General features: G+C 68.7%; 21 protein-coding genes. 14 read left to right on the top strand and 7 right to left on the bottom strand.

Translation table 11 applies throughout. From position 1 onward, the window contains the following. The first annotated feature begins 39 nt into the window (after positions 1–39). The 7 genes from F0415_RS05455 to F0415_RS05425 all read left to right on the top strand — a co-directional run bounded on the left by F0415_RS05455 (position 40) and on the right by F0415_RS05425 (position 6,118). Complete coding sequence (locus F0415_RS05455) at positions 40–531, top strand: hypothetical protein (RefSeq protein ID WP_149860188.1); 492 nt, start codon at positions 40–42, stop codon at positions 529–531. A 100-nt stretch (positions 532–631) separates the two neighbouring features. Then, positions 632–1,306 (top strand): hypothetical protein, encoded by a 675-nt coding sequence (locus F0415_RS05450; RefSeq protein ID WP_149860187.1) that lies wholly within the window; start codon positions 632–634, stop codon positions 1,304–1,306. 131 nt (positions 1,307–1,437) lie between these two features. Beyond that, positions 1,438–2,187: a CoA transferase subunit A gene (locus F0415_RS05445; RefSeq protein WP_149860186.1), complete on the top strand. Its 750-nt coding sequence runs from the start codon at positions 1,438–1,440 to the stop codon at positions 2,185–2,187. Continuing rightward, positions 2,187–2,819, top strand: coding sequence for a CoA transferase subunit B (locus F0415_RS05440; protein WP_149860185.1), 633 nt, complete (start codon positions 2,187–2,189; stop codon positions 2,817–2,819). Before F0415_RS05445 ends, F0415_RS05440 begins: the two co-directional genes overlap by 1 nt. Positions 2,820–2,959: 140 nt before the next feature. Further along, a complete protein-coding gene (galU, locus tag F0415_RS05435; RefSeq protein ID WP_149860184.1) occupies positions 2,960–3,856 on the top strand; it encodes a UTP--glucose-1-phosphate uridylyltransferase GalU in 897 nt (298 codons plus the stop codon). A gap of 56 nt (positions 3,857–3,912) precedes the next feature. Further along, positions 3,913–5,067: a YjgN family protein gene (locus F0415_RS05430; protein ID WP_149860183.1), complete on the top strand. Its 1,155-nt coding sequence runs from the start codon at positions 3,913–3,915 to the stop codon at positions 5,065–5,067. Position 5,068: 1 nt separating this feature from the next. Further along, a complete protein-coding gene (locus F0415_RS05425; protein ID WP_149860182.1) occupies positions 5,069–6,118 on the top strand; it encodes a M48 family metallopeptidase in 1,050 nt (349 codons plus the stop codon). On the opposite strand, the gene wecB is transcribed toward F0415_RS05425, so the two are convergent. From wecB to F0415_RS05410, 3 genes are read right to left on the bottom strand one after another with little or no spacing between them, the layout of a single operon-like run. After that, positions 6,099–7,208 (bottom strand): non-hydrolyzing UDP-N-acetylglucosamine 2-epimerase, encoded by a 1,110-nt coding sequence (gene wecB / locus F0415_RS05420; protein WP_149860297.1) that lies wholly within the window; start codon positions 7,206–7,208, stop codon positions 6,099–6,101. The genes F0415_RS05425 and wecB overlap by 20 nt on opposite strands. Positions 7,209–7,240: 32 nt before the next feature. Further along, a complete protein-coding gene (locus tag F0415_RS05415) occupies positions 7,241–8,176 on the bottom strand; it encodes an electron transfer flavoprotein subunit alpha/FixB family protein (RefSeq protein WP_149860181.1) in 936 nt (311 codons plus the stop codon). Between the two features lie 14 nt (positions 8,177–8,190). Next, positions 8,191–8,937 carry an electron transfer flavoprotein subunit beta/FixA family protein gene (locus F0415_RS05410; RefSeq protein ID WP_149860180.1) on the bottom strand — a complete coding sequence of 249 codons (747 nt, stop codon included), beginning with the start codon at positions 8,935–8,937 and terminating at the stop codon, positions 8,191–8,193. 121 nt (positions 8,938–9,058) lie between these two features. On the opposite strand from F0415_RS05410, the gene F0415_RS05405 reads away from it, so the two are divergent. From F0415_RS05405 to cysN, 3 genes are read left to right on the top strand one after another with little or no spacing between them, the layout of a single operon-like run. Beyond that, positions 9,059–10,843 (top strand): SLC13 family permease, encoded by a 1,785-nt coding sequence (locus F0415_RS05405; protein WP_149860179.1) that lies wholly within the window; start codon positions 9,059–9,061, stop codon positions 10,841–10,843. A 46-nt stretch (positions 10,844–10,889) separates the two neighbouring features. After that, the gene (cysD, locus tag F0415_RS05400; protein ID WP_149860178.1) at positions 10,890–11,801 is read left to right on the top strand and encodes a sulfate adenylyltransferase subunit CysD; all 912 of its coding nucleotides are present in this window, start codon (positions 10,890–10,892) and stop codon (positions 11,799–11,801) included. Beyond that, on the top strand, positions 11,801–13,690 hold the full coding sequence (gene cysN, locus F0415_RS05395) for a sulfate adenylyltransferase subunit CysN (protein ID WP_149860177.1): 1,890 nt from the start codon (positions 11,801–11,803) through the stop codon (positions 13,688–13,690). The genes cysD and cysN overlap by 1 nt, the downstream gene beginning before the upstream one ends. A 6-nt stretch (positions 13,691–13,696) precedes the next feature. On the opposite strand, the gene cysK is transcribed toward cysN, so the two are convergent. The 3 genes from cysK to F0415_RS05380 all read right to left on the bottom strand — a co-directional run bounded on the left by cysK (position 13,697) and on the right by F0415_RS05380 (position 17,360). After that, positions 13,697–14,656: a cysteine synthase A gene (gene cysK, locus F0415_RS05390; RefSeq protein WP_149860176.1), complete on the bottom strand. Its 960-nt coding sequence runs from the start codon at positions 14,654–14,656 to the stop codon at positions 13,697–13,699. Between the two features lie 228 nt (positions 14,657–14,884). Beyond that, a complete protein-coding gene (locus F0415_RS05385; protein WP_149860175.1) occupies positions 14,885–15,742 on the bottom strand; it encodes an ATP-grasp domain-containing protein in 858 nt (285 codons plus the stop codon). 10 nt (positions 15,743–15,752) lie between these two features. Continuing rightward, positions 15,753–17,360: an electron transfer flavoprotein-ubiquinone oxidoreductase gene (locus F0415_RS05380; protein ID WP_149860174.1), complete on the bottom strand. Its 1,608-nt coding sequence runs from the start codon at positions 17,358–17,360 to the stop codon at positions 15,753–15,755. A gap of 95 nt (positions 17,361–17,455) precedes the next feature. Between F0415_RS05380 and F0415_RS05375 the strand changes: the two genes are divergently transcribed. Then, positions 17,456–18,811 (top strand): amidase, encoded by a 1,356-nt coding sequence (locus tag F0415_RS05375; protein WP_149860173.1) that lies wholly within the window; start codon positions 17,456–17,458, stop codon positions 18,809–18,811. 63 nt (positions 18,812–18,874) lie between these two features. Then, positions 18,875–19,486, top strand: a complete 612-nt coding sequence (locus tag F0415_RS05370; RefSeq protein WP_149860296.1) for an alpha-ketoglutarate-dependent dioxygenase AlkB family protein — start codon at positions 18,875–18,877, stop codon at positions 19,484–19,486. Positions 19,487–19,680: 194 nt separating this feature from the next. Here F0415_RS05370 and F0415_RS12810 read toward each other — a convergent pair whose 3' ends face one another. Then, positions 19,681–19,836, bottom strand: a complete 156-nt coding sequence (locus F0415_RS12810; protein WP_342780494.1) for a phage integrase N-terminal SAM-like domain-containing protein — start codon at positions 19,834–19,836, stop codon at positions 19,681–19,683. 236 nt (positions 19,837–20,072) lie between these two features. Between F0415_RS12810 and F0415_RS05360 the strand changes: the two genes are divergently transcribed. Together F0415_RS05360 and F0415_RS05355 are read left to right on the top strand one after the other, a co-directional pair. Continuing rightward, positions 20,073–20,546 (top strand): hypothetical protein, encoded by a 474-nt coding sequence (locus F0415_RS05360; RefSeq protein WP_149860172.1) that lies wholly within the window; start codon positions 20,073–20,075, stop codon positions 20,544–20,546. Between the two features lie 135 nt (positions 20,547–20,681). After that, entirely contained in the window at positions 20,682–21,803 is a 1,122-nt protein-coding gene (locus tag F0415_RS05355; protein WP_149860171.1) for a Kelch repeat-containing protein, read from the top strand. Positions 21,804–21,973: the final 170 nt, after the last annotated feature.

Here is a 21,973-nt window from a genome sequence, read left to right as displayed (position 1 = left end):
GGGGCGAACTACAGCCCAAACTTGGGAGTCGGAGGACCTATGAAAATTTCTGGAATCTTGTTGGGTTTAATGTTGCCAGGTCTGTTGATGCTGCCAGTGGCGATGGCTCAGGATGGGGTCACCGTGTCCAACGGCGTGAGCTGCCAACCGTCTTCAGCTAGCGGCATGATCTACACCGTTACCCAGATCCGCAATGAAGCGTCTTCGAATCGTACTGCTTACTGCGTATTGTCGCCGGAGAATGTTGCATCGCCCTCCTATTCGTTGTTCCAGATCGTACTTCGTAACTATGGAACCGTGGATAGGGATGTGACGTGTACGGCAAAGGTTGGGCAGCCTTATGGTGGCGGTTACGTGACCGTCAGCAACGTGGTCACTGTCCCGGCCGGAGGTGAACCGGTGGTCAACCAGTTTAACGACATTGAAAGAAACAACGAGTATGCGGTGCTCGGTTTCAACTGTGTGCTGCCGCCAAAGGTTGCTCTGGATGTGATGGCTGCCTGGGAAGCGGAGCCCGTACCCGAAGCCTGAGCGTTCGGCTGCTACAGGGTTGTTCAAGTCGGGAGGCGGCTGAGGTCGAGAGTCAGAACCTCAGCCGCCGATTGGCCCTCATCATCTGAGGTCATATTCCGTGAACCGCGTAGCGTTGATTGTGTCACTTATATCCTTCGTGTTGGCTGCTCTCGCGTTGAACCGGACGCAAGAGCGGACAGCCTTTGGAGGTGAGGAGCAGCGGGGTGCCGCTATCGACAGCGACCTTGTAGAGCGTCTGCGGGCGCTCGAGGAGAAAGTTGAGAGCCTTGGGATGGATGTCGACAGCGACGACTCCCCCACCCGTCGGGACGCATTCTTGGTGGATGAGGAAGCGAAGCCAGCCGCAAAGCGAAGCCTGCTTCCTGAGGGCATCCCATATGAAGCGGTCGATGCTGAAAACCGTGCGGTTGCCGATGTCATGGAGACAAGGTTCTCGGGGATGCTGCCAGGAACAGCCGGTGACAAGGCCTTGGAAGAAAGCATTGTGTCAGTGATATCGACAGACATTCCCGCTGTGCAGGGGCGCACGCCGGGAGCATACGAAGTGGAGTGTCGGCAAGGGATGTGCCGAGTGGTCGCGCGATTCGGTAGTGAAGGGGCCGCATACGAGTGGGCCGATGTCTTTCTGGCTGGTATCTCCGCAGATCTTCCCAGGTCTCGCATAGTTGCCGTACGAGGAGAGCAGGCGGGGTCGTACGACCTGCTGGTCTATGCGGTACGGCCTGGATACGAGCAGACATTGAATCTACGGAAGGCATCAGGCGCGAGATAGGTCCGGGCTGCTCTTGAGAGGCGGTGCCCGCTCACTGCGCATCGTGGGGATGGGGTGTGGCCGAAAGCACATGCCCAGAAGCCAATACCTGGGGTAAGCTGCCGCCCCTGCCAATCACACTTTCCCGGGCTATGCACCAGATTCAAGCAGATAAGCCTTCATCTCCCCGGAAATCTCCGAAGCTCTACCCCTCCGCCCCCGACGCCCTCCGCGACCTCGTCGCCGACGGCCAGACCTTGGCCGTGGGCGGTTTCGGCCTGTGCGGCATCCCCGAGGCCCTGATCGCCGCCCTGCGCGACTCCGGGGTGAAGGGCCTGACCGTGATCTCCAACAATGCCGGCGTGGACGGTTTCGGCTTGGGCCTGCTGCTGGCCACCCGGCAGATCCGCAAGATGATTTCCAGCTACGTAGGCGAGAACAAGGAGTTCGAGCGCCAGTTCCTGGCCGGCGAGCTGGAGCTGGAGTTCAACCCCCAGGGCACCCTGGCCGAGCGCCTGCGCGCCGGTGGCGCCGGCATCCCCGCCTTCTTCACCCGCACCGGCTATGGCACCGTGGTGGCCGAGGGCAAGGAAACCCGGCAGTTCGACGACGGCCACTGGTACGTGCTGGAGACCGCGCTCAAGGCCGACCTGTCCCTGGTCAAGGCCTGGAAGGCCGACGAGGCCGGCAACCTGGTCTTCCGCAAGACCGCCCGCAACTTCAACCCGGCCTGCGCCATGGCCGGCAAGGTCTGCGTGGCCGAGGTCGAGGAAGTGGTGCCGGTGGGCGCCATAGATCCCGATCACGTGCACCTGCCCGGCATCTACGTGGACCGCATCGTGCACAACCCCAATCCCGAGAAGCGCATCGAGCAGCGCACCGTGCGCGCAGGAGGCAAGTGATGGCCTGGAACCGTGACCAGATGGCGGCGCGCGCCGCCCGCGAACTGGCCGACGGCATGTACGTCAACCTCGGCATCGGCCTGCCCACCCTGGTGGCCAACCACATTCCCGAGGGCATGGACGTGTGGCTGCAGAGCGAAAACGGTCTGCTCGGCATCGGCCCCTTCCCGACCGAAGACGAGGTGGACGCCGACCTGATCAACGCCGGCAAGCAGACCGTCACCGCCCGCCCGGGCGCCAGCTACTTCGGCAGCCACGACAGCTTCGCCATGATCCGCGGCGGCCACATAGACCTGGCCATCCTCGGCGCCATGGAAGTCACCGACAAGGGCGATCTGGCCAACTGGATGGTGCCGGGCAAGATGGTCAAGGGCATGGGCGGCGCCATGGACCTGGTGGCCGGCGTCAAGCGCGTGGTGGTGCTGATGGAGCACACCACCAAGACCGGCGAGCCCAAGATCCTGCCCAAGTGCACCCTGCCGCTGACCGGCGTCGGCGTAGTCAACCGCATCATCACCGACCTGGCGGTGCTGGACGTCACCGACGATGGCCTGGTGCTGGTGGAACTGGCACCGGCTGTCGGCGAGGACGAGCTCCGGGCGAAAACCGGCGTGCCGTTCCGGCGCGCCTGAGGCGCTGCGCCGACGCGACGGCAACGGCGCTGTCGGGCGCGCCTGATCCGCCACGCGCAACTCCCGGCGCGGACACCGCGCCGGGAGGGTTCTGCTGCCTGCGTTACAATGCGCGGCCACGCCCTGAATCAGGAGAGACCATGCGCCGCATCAGAAAGGCCGTGTTCCCCGTCGCGGGCCTCGGCACCCGCTTCCTTCCCGCCACCAAGACCGTGCCGAAGGAAATGATGCCGATCGTGGACAAGCCGCTGATCCAGTACGCGGTGGACGAGGCCATCGAAGCGGGTTGCGACACCCTGGTCTTCGTCACCAACCGCTACAAGCACGCGGTCGCCGATTACTTCGACAAGGCCTACGAGCTCGAGCAGAAGCTGGAAAAGGCCGGCAAGCGCGAGCAGCTGGAACTGGTGCGCCGGGTGCTGCCGCCGCACGTGCGGGCGGTGTTCGTCACCCAGGCGGAGGCCCTGGGCCTGGGCCACGCGGTGCTGTGCGCCAGGCCCGTGGTCGGCGACGAACCCTTCGCGGTCATGCTGCCCGACGACCTGATCTGGAACCGCGCCGGCGCCGGCGCGCTCAGGCAGATGGCCGACCTGGCCGAACGCACCGGCGGCAGCGTGATCGCTGTCGAGGAGGTGCCGCGCGAACAGACCGGCAGCTACGGGGTGGTGGACGCGCCCGATTTCAGCGGCCGCAGCGGCCGCATCCGTGCCCTGGTGGAAAAGCCGGCCCCGGAGGACGCGCCCAGCACCCTGGCCGTGGTCGGCCGCTACGTGCTGGAGCCGCGCATCTTCGATCTGCTGCAAAACACCCCGCCGGGCAAGGGCGGCGAGATCCAGCTCACCGACGCCATCGCCGCCCTGGCCGCGGAGCGTCAGGTGGACGCCTACCACTTCGAGGGCACCCGCTTCGACTGCGGCAGCCATCTGGGCCTGATCGAGGCCACCATCCGCTTCGCCCTCGACCACGAGAGGCTGAGCGAGAAGGCCCAGGCCGCGATGCTGGCGGCCCTGGAGGAGCTTGGCGTGCGGCCGCACTGAGCCGCCGCTAAGATGGGCCGGGCCGGCGGCGAGCCGGCATCGCTTCAGGGGATCGAATGGATCTGGACACCACCGCGGCCACGCCCTCGGCCGCTCCGCCGACGCTGCAGCCGCCGCCCTTGCCGCCCGGCCCGCCGCCCCTTCCGCCGCTGCCGCAGCCGACCCGGTATCCCCTGCAGTTCACCGGCCGCGCCGGTGAGTTCTTCGGCATCTGGTTCGTCAACCTGGTGCTGAGCGTGCTGACCCTGGGCATCTATTCGGCCTGGGCGAAGGTACGCACCGAGCGCTATTTCTACGGCAACACCTGGCTTGCCGGCGCGCCCTTCGAATACCTGGCCAGCCCGATCGCCATCCTCAAGGGCCGGCTGATCGCCTACGCGGTGGCGATCGCCCTGGGCCTGAGCGCGCATTTCCAGGTCTGGGTGGTTTATCTGCCGCTGATCCTGCTGGTGTTGCTGCTGTTGCCCTGGCTGTTGCAGCGCACGCTGCGCTTCCGGGCCCGGTACTCGGCCTGGCGCGGCCTGCGCTTCCGCTTCGACCACGGCGTGTTCGACGCCTACCTGAACTTCATGTTCCGGCCGGCCCTGCAACTGCCCACGCTGTACCTGCTTGCGCCCTGGGTGCGCCTGCATCAGCACGACTACGTGGTCACCGGCCACCGCTTCGGCGGCCAGCGCTTCGGTTTTCGCGGCGACCTGGGCAGTTATTTCATCCCCTTCCTGATCTGCATCGGTATCGGTTTCGGCGCCTACATCGCCATGATCGTCGCCGCGGGCCTGGGCGCGGTGGCCGCGGCCGCGCTGGCCGGCGGCGAAGGCGGAGACGGGCCCTCCGGCACCGCCCTGGCGATGGTGCTGGTGCCGATCATCGCCATCTATCTGGTGTTCCTGGCCCTGCCGGTGTTCCTGCGCACGCGCTGGACCAACCTGATGTGGGCCAGCAGCTGGCTGGGCGGCCATCGCTTCGAGTGCACGCTGCGTGCCCGCGACGTCATCTGGATCTACTTCAGCAACGGCCTGGCCATCGTCTTCAGCTTGGGCCTGGCCGTGCCCTGGGCGATGGTGCGCATCGCCCGCTACCGGGCCCGGCACTGGGCGCTGCTGGCCGCGGGCGACCTCGACAGCTTCGTGGCCGAAGCCCAGCGCGAGGAGGGCGCCGCCAGCGCCGAGCTGGTGGATGCCCTGGACCTGGACGTGGACCTGAGCCTCTGACGTGGGCGAGGCGCTGCAGGCCATCTGGTACGACGGCCGCGGCAGCCGCGGCCGGCCGGCCCTGCTGAGCTGCCCCGCGCCCGGCCGCCTGCGTCTGGACAGCGAGGGCGAGGTGCTGGAGTTCGCCGCCCGGCAGGCCGAGCTGAGCCCGCGCCTGGGCCGGATGCCGCGTACCCTGCGCCTGCCCGAGGGCAGGGGCCAGTTGCAGCTGGCCGATTCGCCGCTGCTGGATGCCTGGTTGCCCGTGCCCAGCCGGGTCGAGGCCGTCGCCGACTGGCTGGAACGGCGGCGAACGGCCGCGCTGGCGGCGGCGGTGGCGACGGTGGCCGGGGTCGTGTTCTTCTTCCAGGTCGCCCTGCCTTGGATGGCCAACCGCCTGGCACCGGCGATCCCGGCGCCGATCGAGGGGATGATCGGCCGCCAGGCCATGGCCCTGCTCGATCGCACCCACTTCCAGGCCAGCCGGCTGCCGGTGCAGCGGCGCGAGGCCCTGAAGGCGCGTTTCCACGCCCTGGTGGAGGGGCTGCCGCGCGAACGGGACTACCGACTGGCCTTCCGGCGCGCGCCGTCCCTGGGTCCGAATGCCTTCGCCCTGCCGGACGGCCAAGTGGTGTTGACCGACGAACTGGTCGAACTGGCCGGCGACCGGGACGAGCTACTGCTGGCGGTGATGGCGCACGAGGCCGGCCACCACGAGCACCGGCACGGCATGCGCCAGGCCCTGGAGAGCTCGGCCGTGGTGGTGGTGGCGGGCTTCCTGTTCGGCGATCTTTCCGGTGCCGGGTCGCTGTCGGTGTCGGTGCCGGTGCTGTTGCTGGAATCGGGCTATTCCCGCCGCAGCGAATCGGAGGCCGATGCTTTCGCCTTCGGACTGCTGGCGCGCCACGGCGTGTCGCCGGGCGCCTTCGCCGAGGCCATGCGCCGGCTGCAGCAGGCGCACGGCGATCGCGAGCTGGGTCCGCTGACCTGGCTGTCCACCCATCCGGCCGGCAGCGAGCGCATCGAGGCGGCCGAGCGGGCCGCGGAGGACTTCAGGCCGCCGAGGCGATGATATCGGCGATGCGGCGGGCGGCCCTGCCGTCGCCGTAGGGGTTGTGGGCGCGGGCCATGGCGGCGTGGGCCTCGGCATCGTCGAGCAGGCGGCTGGCCTCGGCGACAATGCGCGCCCGGTCGGTGCCGACCAGGCGCACGGTGCCGGCCTCCACCGCTTCCGGCCGTTCGGTGGTTTCGCGCATCACCAGCACCGGTTTTCCCAGCGAGGGCGCTTCCTCCTGGATGCCGCCGGAGTCGGTCAGGATCAGATGCGCGCGCGACATCAGGTAGACGAAGGGCAGGTAGTCCTGGGGCGGGATCAGCAAGGCGTTGTCCACGCCGGCCAGGATCCGGTTCACCGGCTCCTGCACCTGCGGGTTCAGGTGCACGGGGTAGAGCACTTGCACGTCGTCGCGCGAAGCCAGGTCACGCAGTGCCAGGCAGATCTGTTCGAAGCCGTCGCCGAAGTTCTCGCGCCGGTGGCCGGTGACCAGCACCAGGCGTTTGCCGGCGTCCAGGAACGGAAACCGGGCCGCCAGACCGGCCGCCAGCGCCGGATCGGCCTCGATGCGCCCGACCACCGACAGCAGGGCGTCTATGACCGTGTTGCCGGTGACGTGGATGGCCGAATCCGGCAGGCCCTCGGCCAGCAGGTTCCGGCGCGAGCGCTCGGTCGGAGCGAAGTGCAGGCTGGCCAGCGGCGCGGTCAGGCGCCGGTTGGCCTCCTCGGGCCAGGGGGCCTGCAGGTTGCCGGTGCGCAGGCCGGCCTCGACGTGGCCTACCGGCACCTTGGCGTAGAAGGAAGCGAGCGCGGCCGCCAGGGTGGTCGAGGTATCGCCATGCACCAGCACCAGCTCGGGCCGGCGCCGCTGCAAGACCTCCGTCATCCCGGTCAGGATGCGGCCGAACAGGTCGGGCAGGGCCTGGCCCGGCGCCATCAGGTCGAGATCGTCGTCCGGCACCAGGCCGAACAGCTCCAGCACCTGGTCCAGCATCTGCCGGTGCTGGGCGGTGACCGCCACCAGGGTCTCGATGCCCGGGGTGGCGCGCAGGGCCTCCACCACCGGCGCCATCTTGATCGCTTCCGGCCGGGTGCCGAAGACCACCATCACCCGCCTGGCGGCGGGCGCCTCCGCCTGGGTCACAGGGCCTTCTCCAGCTCCGGCAGGATCTGGAACAGGTCGCCGACCAGGCCGTAGTCGGCCACCTCGAAGATCGGCGCCTCCGGGTCCTTGTTGATCGCCACGATGGTGCCGGCGTCCTTGATGCCGGTCAGGTGCTGGATGGCGCCGGAGATGCCCACCGCGATGTACAGCTCGGGAGCGATGATCTTGCCGGTCTGGCCGACCTGCAGCTCGTTGGGCACGTAGCCGGCGTCCACCGCCGCGCGCGAGGCGCCTACGGCGGCGCCCAGCCTGTCGGCCAGCGAGTAGATCAGCTTGAAGTTGTCGGCCGACCCCAGGGCGCGGCCGCCGGACACCACCTTGCCGGCCGATTGCAGGTCGGGGCGGTCGCTCTTGCCCTGCTGCAGGCCCAGGTAACGGGTGTGCGCGGGCAGCGCCACCTCGACGGCGGCGGCCTCGACAGTGGCGTCGCCGCCTTCGCCTGCCGCCGGCCAGGAGGCGGTGCGCACCGTGGCCACCACGGTCATGCCGGCCGGGGCCTCGACGGTGATGATGGCGTTGCCGGCGTAGATCGGCCGCTTGAAGGTGTGTGGGCCCTCGACGGCCATGACGTCGCTGACCTGGGCCAGGCCCAGCAGGGCGGCGACGCAGGGCATCAGGTCCTTGCCGAAGGTGGTGGAGGGGCCCAGCACGTGGCTGTAGTCCTTTGCCAGCGCGGCGACCTGCGGCGCCAGCACCTGGGCGACGGGCTTGGCGTTGGCGGCATTGGCGACGGTCAGCACCTTGGCCACGCCGGCGATCTTCGCGGCCTCGGCGGCGACGGCCTCGGGCGCCTCGGCCAGCACGGCCACGTGGATCTCGCCGCCGATGGCCTGGGCGCAGCTGACGCAGCGGGCGGTGGCGGGGTTGAGCTTGCCGTCGAGATGTTCGGCGACGATCAGGATCCTGCTCATGTCTCGGCTCTCCTTTACACCAGGCCCTTGGCCTTCAGGGCCGAGACCAGCTCGGCGACGTCCTTCACCATCACGCCCTTGCTGCGCTTGGGCGGTGGGGCGTAGGCGGTGGTCTTGAGGTGGTCGCCGGACTCGACGCCCAGGTCGGCGAAGGCGATCGTCTCGATCGGCTTGGACTTGGCCTTCATGATGTCCGGCAGCTTGATGAAGCGCGGCTCGTTCAGGCGCAGGTCGGTGGTAACCACCGCCGGCAGGTCCACCTCCAGGGTCTCCAGGCCGGCGTCCACCTCGCGGGTGACGGTGGCCTTGTCGCCGGCGATCTCCAGCTTGCTGGCGAAGGTGGCCTGCGGACGGCCCCACAGGGTGGCCAGCATCTGCCCGGTCTGGTTGCTGTCGTCGTCGATGGCCTGCTTGCCCAGCAGCACCAGTTGCGGCTGCTCCTTCTCGGCCAGCTTGAGCAGGGCGCGGGCGGCGGTCAGCGGCTGCACGGCCTGGTCGGCGACCACGTGGATGGCGCGGTTGGCGCCCATGGCCAGGCCGTTGCGCAGGTGCGCCTGGCAGTCGGCCGGGCCGATGGTGGCGACCACCACCTCGGTGGCGATGCCCTTGTCGCGCAGGCGCAAGGCTTCCTCGAGGGCGATGTCGTCGAAGGGGTTGGGCGAGAGCTTCACGCCCTCGGTGACCACGCCCGAGCCGTCGGGCTTGACCTGGATGCGGACGTTGTAGTCCACCACCCGCTTGTATCCGACCAGGATCTTCATGGGAGAAATCGCTCCGGAAGGGTGGGCCCCGGGGGTCGGGCGCCCTGTAGAATCGCGCATTCTACCGTATGCCCCGGGGCGGGGCCCTGGACCGGAACCCCCGGGAAACAATGGCTTGGACATGGAACTGGCAGGGCTTGGCTGGCAGGGATGGCTGACCATCGGCGTGGTGCTGGCCACGCTGGGCCTGCTGCTCAGGGAGCGGCTGGGACCCGACCGCGTGCTGGCCGGGGCGGTGGTGGTGCTGGTGGTGACCGGGGTGCTGGAGCCGGCCGAGGCGCTGGCCGGGTTCTGGAACCCCGGCGTGCTGACCGTGGCCCTGCTGTTCGTGCTGGTGGCGGCGCTGCGCACCACCGGCGCGATCCGCTGGCTGGGCGCCTGGGTACTGGGACGGACGGCGCGGGAATTCCCGGCCCGGCTGCGCTTGACCGCGATCGCCTCGGTGCTGAGCGCATTCATCAACAACACGCCGATCGTGGCGACCCTGGCGTCGGCGGTCGAGCACTGGGCCCGTGCCCGCGGGCTGTCGCCGTCCAGGTTCCTGTTGCCGATGAACTACGCCACCGTGCTGGGCGGCATGTGCACCCTGATCGGCACCAGCACCAACCTGATCGTGGCCGGCCTGGTGATCACGTCCGGCATGGCGCCGCTGGGCATGTTCGACCCGCTGCCGGTGGCCTTGCCGGCGGTCGTGGTCGGCCTGGCCTACCTCGCCGTGGCCGGGCGCTGGCTGCTGCCCGAACGCCGCGGCGCCATCGAACAGGCGGCCGCCGAGGCTCGTGAATACGCCGTGGAGATGGTGGTGGAACCGGCAGGCCGGCTGGTGGGCCGGACCGTGGATCAGGCCGGCCTGCGCCATCTGTCCGGTTCCTACCTCGTCGAGCTGGTCCGGGGCCAGGAACTGTTGACGGCGGTCGCGCCTGATACCGCCCTGCGGGCAGGCGACCGTCTCGTGTTCGTCGGCGTCACCAACGCCGTGCGCGAACTGCGGCGGATCGAGGGCCTGCGACCGGCCACCGAGCAACTCTTCAAGCTCGACGGCGCCGAACGCCGCCGCAACCTGGTCGAGCTGGTGCTGAGCCGGTTTTCGCCGGCCGTGGGCAAGAACCTGCGCGAATCGGCCTTCCGCAATCGCTACAACGCGGCGGTCATCGCCGTATCCCGGCATGGCCGCCGTCTGGACCAGAAACCCGGCGACGTGGTGCTGCAAGCCGGCGATACCCTGCTGGCCGAGACGGCGCCGGACTTCATGGCCCGGTTCGGCAACTCTCCGGATTTCCTGCTGGTCAGCCTGGTGGACGGCGAGCGGCCGGTGCAGCCGGGCAAGGCCCTGGCCACGCTGGCGATCCTGGCGGCGATGGTGCTGGCCAATACGGTGTTCGGACTGCCGATCCTGGCCTCGGCCGCGGCGGCGGCGCTGGCGGTGCTGCTGGGCCGCTGCGTCGGCCTGGCCGAGCTGCGCCGCAGCCTGGACCTGCGCCTGATTGCGGTGATCGCCTGTTCCTTCGCCCTGGGCGCGGCCATGGACCGCTCCGGCGCCGCCGCGGCGGTGGCGGCGGAACTGCGCGGGCTGGGTGGTTCCGACCCCTTCCTCACCCTGGTCCTGGTCTACGCGATGGCGGTGCTTTTCACCGAGATGCTGACCAACAACGCGGCCGCGGTGCTGATGTTCCCGATCGGCCTGGCGGCCGCCCGCCAGTTGGGGGTGGACCCGATGCCCTTCGTGATGGCGGTGATGATCGGCGCCTCGGCCGGCTTCATCACGCCCATCGGCTACCAGACCAATCTGATGGTGTACGGCCCCGGCGGCTACCGGTTCCTCGACTACGTGCGTCTGGGCGCGCCACTGTCGTTGCTGGTGGGGGTCACCGTGCTGTGGACGATCCCCCGGTTCTGGCCCTTCTGAGCCGGGCAGCCCCTATAATCCTGCGCTTGCCGCCAAGCCCAAGACGATGAGTTCCCAAGTCCGCCTGAGCCATCTCGACCGCCTCGAGGCCGAAAGCATCCATATCCTGCGCGAGGTCGCCGCGGAGTTCCGCAACCCGGTGATGCTGTATTCGGTGGGCAAGGACAGCTCGGTGCTGCTGCACCTGCTGGTCAAGGCCTTCGCGCCGGCGCGGCCGCCCATCCCGCTGCTGCACGTGGACACCGGTTGGAAGTTCCGCGAGATGATCGCCTTCCGCGACCGCCGCGCCGCGGAAACAGGGGTCGAACTGCGCACCTGGACCAACCCGGAAGGCCTGGCCCAGGGCATCAATCCGATCACCCACGGCGCCACCGTGCACACCGACGTGATGAAGACCCAGGCGCTGAAGCAGGCGCTGGACCACTGGGGTTTCGACGCCGCCATCGGCGGCGCCCGCCGCGACGAGGAGAAGTCGCGGGCCAAGGAGCGCATCTTCAGCTTCCGCACCGCCCAGCACCGCTGGGACCCGAAGAACCAGCGTCCGGAGCTGTGGAACCTGTACAACACGCGTATCCACAAGGGCGAGAGCGTGCGTGTGTTTCCGCTCTCGAACTGGACCGAGCTGGACGTCTGGCTGTACATCTTCCGCGAGAACATCCCGGTGCCCTCGCTGTACTTCGCCCGGGAGCGGCCGGTGGTGGAGCGCGACGGTGCCCTGATCATGGTGGACGACGGGCGCCTGCCGCTGCGCCCCGGCGAGCAGCCGGCCCTGCGCAAGGTCCGGTTCCGCACCCTGGGCTGCTATCCCCTGACCGGCGCCATCGAATCCGCGGCCGACACCCTGGAGGCGATCATCGCCGAGATGCTGGTGGCCACCACCTCGGAACGCCAGGGACGGGTGATAGACCACGATCCCTCCGCTTCCATGGAGAAGAAGAAGCAGGAGGGCTACTTCTGATGGACGCGCGCAACCACGCCGAGGCCGTCGCCGCCTACCTGCACCAGCACGAGACCAAGGGTCTGCTGCGTTTCATCACCTGCGGCAGCGTGGACGACGGCAAGAGCACCCTGATCGGCCGCCTGCTGCACGACAGCAAGCGCCTTTTCGACGACCAGCTGGCGGCGCTGGAGGCGGACAGCAAGCGCCACGGCACCCAGAACGGCGAGCTCGACTTCGCCCTGCTGGTGGACGGCCTGGCGGCGGAGCGCGAACAGGGCATCACCATAGACGTCGCCTACCGCTTCTTCAGCACCGAACGGCGCAAGTTCATCGTCGCCGACTGCCCCGGTCACGAGCAGTACACCCGCAACATGGCCACCGGCGCGTCAACCGCCGAGCTGGCGGTGGTGCTGGTGGACGCGCGCAAGGGCTTGCTGACCCAGACCCGCCGGCACAGCTACATCGCTTCGCTGCTGGGCATCCGGCACGTGCTGCTGGCGGTGAACAAGATGGACCTGGTCGGTTACGACCGGGCCGTGTTCGAGAGCATCGCCGGCGCCTACGCCGAACTGGCCAGCCAGCTCGGCATCGCCCACGTGCAGGCCATACCGCTGTCGGCGCTCAAGGGCGACAACATGCTGGAGCGCTCGCCCGCGATGCCCTGGTACCAGGGTCCGACCCTGCTCGAGCACCTGGAAACGGTGGATGTATCGGCCGGCCAGGATCGGCGCGCCTTGCGCATGCCGGTGCAGTGGGTGTGCCGGCCGAACCAGGATTTCCGCGGCTTCGCGGGCACGCTTGCCGCCGGCGAGGTGAGGCCCGGCGACGAGGTGGTGGTGCTGCCCTCGGGCCGGCGTTCGCGGGTGGCGCGCATCGTCACCGCCGAGGGCGAGCTGGACCGCGCCGCCCGCGGCCAGGCGGTGATGCTGACCCTGGCCGACGAAGTGGACGTGAGCCGCGGCGACGTGATCGCCGCCGCCGGCGATCCGCCCCAGGTGGCCGACCAGTTCGCCGCCCACCTGCTGTGGATGGGCGAGGCGCAGCTGCTGCCGGGCCGGCCTTACTGGCTGCGCATCGGCACCCGCACCGTCGGCGCCCAGGTCACCGAGATCAAGCACAAGGTGGACGTGAACACCCAGGCGCACCTGGCGGCCAAGCACCTGGACCTGAACGAGGTGGCCTGGTGCAACCTCAGCCTGGACCAGCCGGTGGCCTTCGAGCCCTATGCCGACAGCCGCGAACTGGGCGCCTTCATCCTGATCGACCGGCAAAGCCACGGTACGGTCGGCGCCGGAACGCTCGAGTTCGCCCTGCGCCGCTCCGCCAACATCCACTGGCAGCACCTGGACGTGGATCGCACGGCCCGTGCCCGCATCAAGGGCCAGCTGCCGCGCTGCCTGTGGTTCACCGGCCTGTCCGGCGCCGGCAAGTCCACCATCGCCAACCTGGTGGACAAGCGCCTGCACGCGCTGGGTTACCACACCTTCGTGCTGGACGGCGACAACGTGCGCCACGGACTGAACAAGGACCTGGGCTTCACCGACGAGGACCGGGTAGAGAACATCCGCCGCGTGGCCGAGGTGGCGAAGTTGATGGCCGACGCCGGCCTGATCGTGCTGGTCAGCTTCATTTCGCCGTTCCGGGCCGAGCGGCGGATGGCGCGCGAACTGTTCCCCGAGGGCGAGTTCCTCGAGGTCTACGTGGACACGCCGCTGGCGCTGGCCGAGCAGCGCGACGTCAAGGGTCTGTACGCCAAGGCGCGCGCCGGCAAGATCAGGAATTTCACCGGCATAGACTCGCCCTACGAAGTGCCGGAGGCGCCGGAGATCCACCTGCGCACCGCCGAGGCCGGGCCCGAGCAGCTGGCCGACCAGCTGGTCGAGCGCCTGCTGCGTGACCTGCGCTGAGGCGGTTCAGGGCAGGCCAGCCAGCCAATCGTCGTCGCTGCCTTCGCCGATGCCTTCGAACAGGAAGGTGCTGAGGTAGCGTTCGCCGGTGTCCGGCAGCATGGTCAGGATCACCGAGCCCTCGGGCGCATCCCTGGCCACCTCCAGGGCGGCGGCGGCGGTAGCGCCGGCGCTGATGCCGACGAACAGGCCCTCCTCGGCAGCCAGCCGGCGGGCGGTGTCGCGCGCCAGCACGTCGTCCACCGGGATGATGCGGTCGGCGACGCTGCGGTCGAGCACGGCGGGCACGAAGTCCGGGGTCCAGCCCTGGATCCTGTGCGGCTGCCATTCCTTGCCCTGCAGCAGGGAGGCGCCGGCCGGTTCGCAGGTCACCACCTCCAGATCGGGTCGCGCCGCCTTGAGCATCTGGCCGGCGCCGGTGAGCGTGCCGCCGGTGCCCCAGCCGGTGACGAAGACGTCCAGGCGACGGCCGGCGAAATCGCGCAGGATCTCCGGGCCGGTGGTGGAGCGGTGGTAGGCCGGATTGGCCGGGTTCTCGAACTGGCGGGCCAGGAACCAGCCATTCTTCTCCGCCAGCTCCTGCGCCTTGCGCACCATGCCGCTGCCGCGTTCGGCGGCCGGAGTCAGGATCACCTTGGCGCCGTACACCTTCATCAGCTTGCGCCGCTCGACCGAGAAGGTTTCGCTCATCACCGCCACGAAGGGATAGCCGCGGGCGGCGCAGACCATGGCCAGGGCGATGCCGGTATTGCCCGAGGTGGCCTCGACCACGGTCTGGCCCGGCTTGAGCAGGCCGCGCTGCTCGGCGTCCAGGATGATGGCCAGGGCCAGGCGGTCCTTGACCGAGCCGGCCGGATTGAAAGCCTCGACCTTGGCGTACATCCTCACGTGCGCCGGCGCGAGCCGGTGCAGGCGGACGATGGGCGTATTGCCGACGGTGTCCAGGATGCTGTCGTACAGGGCCATGGGCGTCGCCTCGCGGGGAAAGGCCCTCCATGACGCGCCCGGAGCCGGGCTTGCGTCAAGTTTTCCGACTGCAACGCTGAAGTGCCACTGTCGCCCGGGGGGTTCGGCCGCGGCTTGATGTGGATGCTCGCGGCCGGGTTTTCCGGTCGGCGGCCGTTGCCTCGTTGCAGACGGTCCGCGGCGGCTCCGGGGGTCTGTTCCCCTCGCCGGTGGCAAGGGGGAGGCCCGTCAGGCGAGGCGGCGGAGGAGGGCGGCGGCAAGCCGATCGGCGCTGCCCGGCGCCTGGGAGAGGAACAGCGACGGCTCGGTGAGCTCGAGTTCGAGCAGGCGCGGGCCGCCGGGGGAGGGCAGCAAGTCCACCCGCGCGTACGGCAGCGGGCCGAAAGAGAGCGCCGCGAGGGTCCGCTCCGCCGCCGCCAACTCCTGCGGCGAGGGCTGGCGCGGCTGGATGCTTTCGGGCTTGAAAAGGGCGGAGGTCGGGGCTTCGCCGCGCTGCAGCAGGGGTGCCTTGCGGATGGCGTGGCTGAACTGGCCCTCGAAGAAGATCAGCGCCGTTTCACCGTGCGTGTCCACCTCCGCCAGGTAGGGCTGCACCAGCACGTGCCGGCCGGCGTCCAGCAGGCCGCGCGCGTGTTCGACCGCCTCGGCGCGGTCGGCGCGCAGGAAGCGGCGGGCATCGCGCGAACCGGCGCCGACGCAGGGCTTGACCACGAACTCGGCCAGGTCCGGGAAGGCGTCGGGCGCGTCGCCCGGGGCCAGGAAGTGGCTCTCGACCACCGCCACGCCGCGCGCCGCCAGGTCGGCCAGGTAGCGCTTGTCGGTGTTCCAGCGCACCACTTCCGGCGGGTTCCACAGCCGGCCGTCGAGTTCGATGCGCTCGCACCAGGCCAGGAACTCCGGCAGGCAGCCGATGTAGTTCCAGGTCGAACGCAGCAGCACCGCGTCGAAGCGGCGCCAGCTCACCGTCGGGTCGTCCCAGGCCAGGGCCTCGGCCTCCAGGCCGGCGGCCCGGCAGGCGTCGAGCAGCGGCGGCAGGTCCTCGTCCAGGGCGAAGGCGGCCACCGCGGTGGCGAGGGCGATCTTCACGGCGTACTGCTCAGAGGTTCTGGTAGTTGGGACCGGAACCGCCTTCCGGCGTCACCCAGTTGATGATCTGGTAGGGATCCTTGATGTCGCAGGTCTTGCAGTGCACGCAGTTGGCGGCGTTGATCTGCAGGCGCTTGCCGGCCGCGTCCTGGACGATCTCGTAGACGCCGGCCGGGCAGAAGCGGGTGCAGGGGTTGCCGTATTCCTCGGCGCAGCGGGTGACGCAGATGTTGGTGTCGGCCACCTGCAGGTGCACCGGCTGGTCCTCGTCGTGCTCGGTGGCGGCGAAGTAGACGCCGGCCAGGCGGTCGCGCGGCGGCAGCGTGCGCTCGACGTAGTCGCGCCTGACCTGCTCGGCCTCGGCCAGCTTCTGCAGCGAGTTCCAGTCCGGCTTGCAGCGCCAGGTCCAGGGCGAGAAACCGGCGGTAACGGTTTCCCAGGCCGAGTTGAGCAGGCCGAACCACAGGCCCTTCTTGAAGCCGGGCTTGATGTTGCGGACCTTCTTCAGCTCGCGCATGGCGGCGCTGGCGCGCAGCCTGGCGTCGAAGCCGGCCGGCGAGGGCGCTTCCTGTCCGGCCAGGTGTTCGGCGGCGAGCATGCCGCTGCGGATAGCCTGGTGGGTACCCTTGATCTTGGGCACGTTGAGCAGGCCGGCGGCGTCGCCGATCAGCAGGGCGCCGGGCATTTCCACCTTGGGCAGGCTCTGCCAGCCGCCGGTGACGATGGCGCGGGCGCCGGCGCTGAGGATGCTGCCGCCCTCGAGCAGCGGCTTCACCGTCGGGTGGTGCTTCCACTGCTGGAAGGCCTCGTAGGGCTGGTAGTTCGGGTCGCGGTAGTCCAGGCCCGAGACGTAGCCGATGGCAACGCGGTCGCCGTCCAGGTGGTAGAGGAAGCTGCCGCCGTAGGTCCTGCTGTCGGCCGGCCAGCCCATGCTGTGGACGATCTTGCCGGGCGTGACCCGGCCCGGCGGCAGTTGCCAGAGTTCCTTGATGCCGATCGAGTAGTTCTGCGGGTCGGACTCGGCATCCAGGCCGAACTTGCGCACCAGCTGCTTGGTGAGGTGGCCGCGGGCGCCCTCGGCCAGCACGGTCACCCGGGCGCGGATGTCGATGCCCTGGGTGTAGCCGGGCTTGTGGCTGCCGTCGCGGGCCACGCCCATGTCGCCGATGCGCACGCCGGCGACGGCGCCCTTGTCGTCGAACAGCGGCTCGGCGGCGGCGAAGCCGGGGTAGATCTCCACGCCCAGGGCCTCGGCCTGTGGTGCCAGCCAGGCGCAGAGCGCGCCCAGGCTGACGATGAAGTTGCCGTGGTTGCTCATCTGCGGCGGCACGATCGGGAAGCGGAAGCCGCCGGTCTTGGTCAGGAACCAGAACTCGTCTTCCCTGGCCGGCACGCAGACCGGTGGCGGGTTGTCGCGCCAGCCCGGCAGCAGGGCATCCAGCGGACCGGGCTCGATGACGGCGCCGGACAGGATGTGGGCGCCCACGGTCGAGGCCTTTTCGATGACGCAGACCGACAGCTCGGGTTTGAGCTGCTTGAGGCGGATCGCGAACGCCAGGCCCGCCGGGCCGGCGCCCACGGTTACGACGTCGTACTCCATTACGTCACGCTCGGTCATGGCGGCGGGCTCCGTACGCTGAGGTGCGGATTGTCCCCGGTTTGCCCGGGACGGGGCAATCCAGCACACTCGGCGCGATACAGAAGGAAGCCCGCATGTCCGCCAGCCCCGACGAACTGCGCCAGGCCCCGCTTTACCTCGTGCTGCACGCGCTGGCCCGCGGCGAGGTCAGCAGCGAGGCCCTGACTGGCGCCTGCCTGGCGGCGATCGCTCGCGAAAACAGCCGTCTCAACGCCTGGACCTGGGTGGACGATGCCGCCGCCCTGGCCGCTGCCCGCGCCAGCGATCAGCGTCGGGCCGAGGGCAAGCCGCTGGGCCGGCTGGACGGCGTGCCGGTGGCCATCACCGACGCTTTCGACGTGGCCGGCATGCCGACCGGCCTCGGCCTGCCCGGACATCCCGGCCTGGCGGCGGAGGACGCGCATGTGGTCCGGCGCCTGCGCGGGGCCGGCGCGGTGTTCCTGGGCAAGACCAATCTGGACGAGGCGGCGTTCGGTACGGTCGGGCGCAATCCGCATTTCGGCGATGTCGGCAACCCGCGCTATCCGGGCCGGGCGGCCGGCGGGGCCTCGGGCGGTTCGGCGGCGGCGCTGGCGGCCGGTCATTGCGCGGTGGCGCTGGGCGTGGACACCCTGGGCGCCTCGCGCATCCCGGCGGCGTTCTGCGGGCTGGTGGGGCACAAGCCGACCCTGGGCGAGCTGAGCACCCGCGGCATGGCCGCCGGCCTGCGCCGGCTGGATTGCCCGGGCCTGATGGCGCGCGCCGTGCAGGACATCGGCCTGGTGCTGCCGGTGCTGGCCGGTTACGACGCCGGTGACCCGCGTTCGCGCAAGCGGCGGGTGCCGATGGCGACGCCGGACTGGGTGCCCGGCGAGTTGAAGGCCGGGGTGGTGTCCGATCTGGCCCAGCTGGGCGTGGATCCGGTGGTGACCGAGGCCTTCAGCTTGCTGATGGCGAGGGTGGCACCGGTGTTCGGCAGCGCCTTGCCGGTGGCCCTGGACGTGGCGCCGCTGGAAATCGCCGCGACCCGGCGGGCGGCGCTGTTGCTGATGGAGGCGGAGATCCTGGCGGCGCACGAGGCCCGCCTGGCCGGCGCCTCGCCGCGGCTGCGCGGCCTGCTGGAATTCGCCACCCGCAAGTCGGCGGCCGATGCGGCGCGAGCGCATCGTCGCCTGGATACCTATGTGGTGCAGGTCCGCCGCCTGTTCGAACAGTTCGACGTGCTGCTGCTGCCGACGGTGGCCGCGCCGCCGCCGGCCTTTGGCGCCGAGGAGCCGGCCAACTTGGCCGATCTGCCGGCCTTGGCCTCGCTGTCGGGCTGCCCGGCGCTCAGCCTGCCCTTGTCCGGCGGCCAGGGCCTGCAGCTGGTCGGCGCTCCCGGCAGCGATCTGCGCCTGCTGCAGCTCGGTCAGATCATCGCCTCCGTCGCCGACGCCGAATTGCTGATCTGACCCTTTGATCTGACCCTTTGTTCTGACCCCGGTGCCGCGGTGCCGACCGCTTGTCCCGTGCCGATGCTTCCTGCGCGCTTCGAACGCCTTCCCTTGCCCGATGGGCGACTGCACTTCGTGGCCGGGTGGCTGGGGGCTGAAGAGGCGGACGCGCTGTTCGAAGGGCTAAGCGCCCAGGTGCCCTGGGAGGTGCACCGGATCCGCCTCTTCGGCCGCGAGGTGGAGTCGCCGCGGCTGAGCTGCTGGATCGGCGATTCCGGCGCCAGCTATGTGTACTCGCGTACCCGCTTCGAACCGCGCCCCTGGCTGCCGGCGCTGCAGGAACTGCGCCTGCGTCTGGAGCGCGAGACCGGCGCACGTTTCAACAGCGTGCTGGCCAACCTTTACCGCGACGGCGCCGACGCCATGGGCTGGCACGCCGACGACGAGCCCGAGCTGGGGGCTCGCCCGGTGATCGCCTCGGTCAGCTTGGGCGCGACCCGCCGTTTCCTGCTGCGGCACCGGCGCGAGCGCGGGCGGCGACTGGCGCTGGAACTGCCGCACGGCAGCCTGCTGCTGATGTCCGGCGACACCCAGGCCAACTGGCAACACGCGCTTGCGCGAACCGTCCGCCCGGTAGGGCCGCGCATCAACCTGACCTTTCGCTGGATCCGCGGCACCGCCGCGCCGGCGTAAGCCGCGCGAGCGAGGCTCGAGGCACCGCTCCGATCCCGGGGCTTCGCCCCAGACTCCACTGCCCCTTGATCCGCCCTTTTACTCTGGATCCGACCTGGGGAAGCTCTGAACCATCCACTGAGCCCTGGTGATTCGGCGGCCAGCAGGCGCGCACTCCAGCAGGCGCAGGCCGCAGCCACGGGGCAGCGAAGCCATCAGCCACTCGCGGTCCGCACCCGCTTGCCGCCCAGCACCCGCGGATGGCATCCGCGATGCCCCTGGATGAATCGTCTCATCCAGCCGACATACGCCATCTCGGTGCGCAGGCTGTAGTGTCTGGCGCGCAACTTGCCGCGAACGGCCTCCGACAAACCACGCGGCGGCGGCGCGCCGGGGGCCGGCGCCGCACCGCCGTCCGCCCAGTACCGCCGCTATGCCGCCGCCTGCCGTTCATACCGGCAAAGCCTGCGCCGGCTGCCACGCTCGCCGCATCGGCCAAGGCATTGATCGGACGTGAGAATTCGCCTCGCCGGCCGGTTGCGGCAGGGGCGCGGAGTTGGTTTATCCTCGCTTACAGACCACTACTGGTAGTTAGCGCTCAAAGATCATGTCTTTCCACCACGTCATTGCCAAAGTAGGTGCTGAAGACGAGCTGCGAGCCCTCTTCACCGATCTCAGCGCGGATGAGCTGAAAGAGCGCTTCATCCGACCGTATGAGATGGGCCGAGCATTCTTTTCTGGCAATGATCTGATCTTCCCGGCCAATCTTCGATCTGTCCAGATCATCCGGACAGATCGTCCAAGCAAGGTGGAGCGAGATGAGATCAACCGTATGGACAGGGAGAGCATTGACCGCCTCAATGACTCACGTTCAGGCGTGTACTTCATCAGTCTTGGCCGCGGCTATGAGCCACAGGATATTGCGGAGGTAGGCCTTGATGTCACACAAGACCTAATCAAAGGCCCTCCTGGGTTCAGGGCTGGCAAGTGGGAGCCGTCGAAGAAGGCTCTGGCTTGGATAGGCGGCATAGTTGCCACCATAGTTGCAACAGGCGTTGTTAAGTGGCTCGACTTGGATTGAGCGCTAGCAATTCATGTATGGACTCCCCCCGCGTGGCGACGCGGGGGTCCATTTCATCATTCAAGCCGACGCCTTCGGCGCGGCTTAACTCGGGTGTTATACCGCCAGCCAACAGACGGGGTCTTTGAGACGACGATGAAAACCTTAGTTTTGGCAGCAGCGGGAGTGATCGCGGTGATCGGTACGGCGGTTGTGACGAAGCAGGAATCGGTGCAAGCCGACCGGAACCTCCTCCGCGTCGTTCAGATCGACGAAATGTCTACTGCCCGGGCGGCTCATCAAGCGGTATTGCTCGGGTCTGGTGAGGTACTGATTACCGGAGGCTGCTCCGGTGGTTGCGATACCAATCTACGATCGACCGAACTATACGAGCCAAGTACGCGGGTGTTTCGACCCGCTGCTGCAATGGCGACAGCTCGGAGCAGCCATGTAGCCGTTCCGCTCACTGACGGACGTGTGCTGGTAGCTGGCGGATGGTCGGAAAGGAGGGCAACCCGTAGCGCGGAAATCTATGACCCGGGATCCAATCGTTTTGTCGCTGCGGGTGGCCTGACTGTCGAGCGCGCAGCTCCCACGGCCTCTCGGCTACCTGACGGCCGCGTATTGATAGCAGGGGGGCAGACTTCGGAATTCGAACCGTTGGCATCCGCAGAGCTGTTTGACCCGAGTTCTTCCAGTTTTTCGTCAACGGCATCTATGAGTGTGCCGCGAGTCGGTCATGCTGCCGTTTCCCTAGCAGATGGAAGGGTCTTGATCACCGGCGGCCGGATTGCTCGTCGCGGTGAAATCCTGTACTCGGCTGAGATTTTTGATCCGTCCACCAACCAGTTCCAGCCGACTGGCGACATGTCCTCACCGCGCCACAAGCATGCAGCGGCACTACTGCCGGATGGTCGCGTGCTTGTGGTTGGAGGATCCGATGTTCGCGACCAACGCGGTCGCTATCGGAGTAGTGAGATCTACGACCCAGCGACAGGAGAATTTACGGATGGCCCGGATATGAGCTGGCCGCGCTTCAAGCTACCTCACGCCGTCGCGGTGCTTCCATCCGGCGCTGTCCTCGTGGCCGGAGGGGCCGCCAGATTGGAACTCTATGCTCCTGGCAGCCAAACCTTCGTACCTGTAGAAGGCGAATTGAGCGGGCCGCGAGAGTTTGCAACGGCCAGCCTGCTGCCCAGTGGAGAAGTCCTTGTGCTTGGCGGCTACGACGAGCAAATCCGAGTCTCGGCGTCATCATGGCTCGTGCGCGTGCCATGAAACGGTATAACTGTGCGTTCAAGCGGACCGCGGGCGTAAGCTTCCCCGTCAAGCACACCACGCAAAAGTAGAACTTTCCTCGTATTGCTGGCCGACCTCGGCAGGCGTGAGATCGCGGCCGTGTGTGGGTGTTCGTCCGCCACATCGAGCCCTGCCTGGCCGGCATCCTG

This window comes from Arenimonas fontis, from assembly GCF_008386465.1.
In the GTDB taxonomy this organism is placed as follows: domain Bacteria; phylum Pseudomonadota; class Gammaproteobacteria; order Xanthomonadales; family Xanthomonadaceae; genus Arenimonas; species Arenimonas fontis.
The sequence above is the reverse complement of the archived record's forward strand: the minus strand, read 5'-3'. Positions and strand labels throughout refer to the sequence as shown.